Origin of the sequence: Salinicola socius (assembly GCF_001937195.1) — a bacterium.
GTDB lineage: Bacteria > Pseudomonadota > Gammaproteobacteria > Pseudomonadales > Halomonadaceae > Salinicola > Salinicola socius.
The window spans coordinates 1-697 of the sequence record NZ_MSDO01000102.1; the positions used below are offsets into that span (position 1 = coordinate 1).

The following is a 697-nucleotide window of genomic DNA, read 5'->3' on the forward strand; positions in this document are numbered from 1 at the left end:
ACGGTCGGTCGAGCCAAGGTTCACGGTCACTGCCACCAGAAAGCCTTCGATGCCTTCACGCCGGTGATGACCGTGCTGAACTGGATTCCCGAACTCGACGTCGAGGCGATCGTCTCTTCGTGCTGCGGCATGGCGGGCAGCTTCGGCTACGAAGTCGAACACATCGATGCCTCGCGACAGATGGCGGAACTGTCGCTGTTGCCGGCGATACGTGAAGCGGGCGAGGACGCCTGGATCGTGGCCGATGGCACCAGCTGCCGCCATCAGATTCTCGATGGGGCCGGACGCGAAGCGCTGCACGTGGCAAGAGTGCTGGAGACGGCGTTGAGCCGTCGCAAGACCTGAGACATTGGTCTTGCGACGCAGCGCCTGCCAGAGCATGGGTTTTTACCCTCGATAGCGTCGCCTGGGGAACGCTGCATGAATGCCTGCGCGAGCGAGTCGCTTCGTTGCGTGGCACGCGAAAACTCGCCTGACTTCATGTTATGTCTCGTTCCATGCGCCTCGCGCTTCCTCGCGCTTCCTCGCGCTTCCTCGCGCTTCCTCGCGCTTCCTCGCGCTTCCTCGCGCTTCCTCGCGCTTCCTCGCGCTTCCTCGCGCTTCCTCGCGCTTCCTCGCGCTTCCTCGCGCTTCCTCGCGCTTCCTCGCGCTTCCTCGCGCTTCCTCGCGCTCATCGATCTATTCAGCGCTTCCCTAG

General features: G+C 63.4%; 1 protein-coding gene and 1 pseudogene. Both read left to right on the plus strand.

What is annotated here, in order from left to right:
- A pseudogene (locus BTW07_RS19040) lies at nucleotides 1-345 on the plus strand (FAD-binding oxidoreductase); the annotation flags it as partial.
- 75 nt (nucleotides 346-420) lie between these two features.
- A partial coding sequence (locus BTW07_RS20110; protein WP_208605454.1) for a hypothetical protein occupies nucleotides 421-697 on the plus strand: 277 nt, incomplete at its 3' end.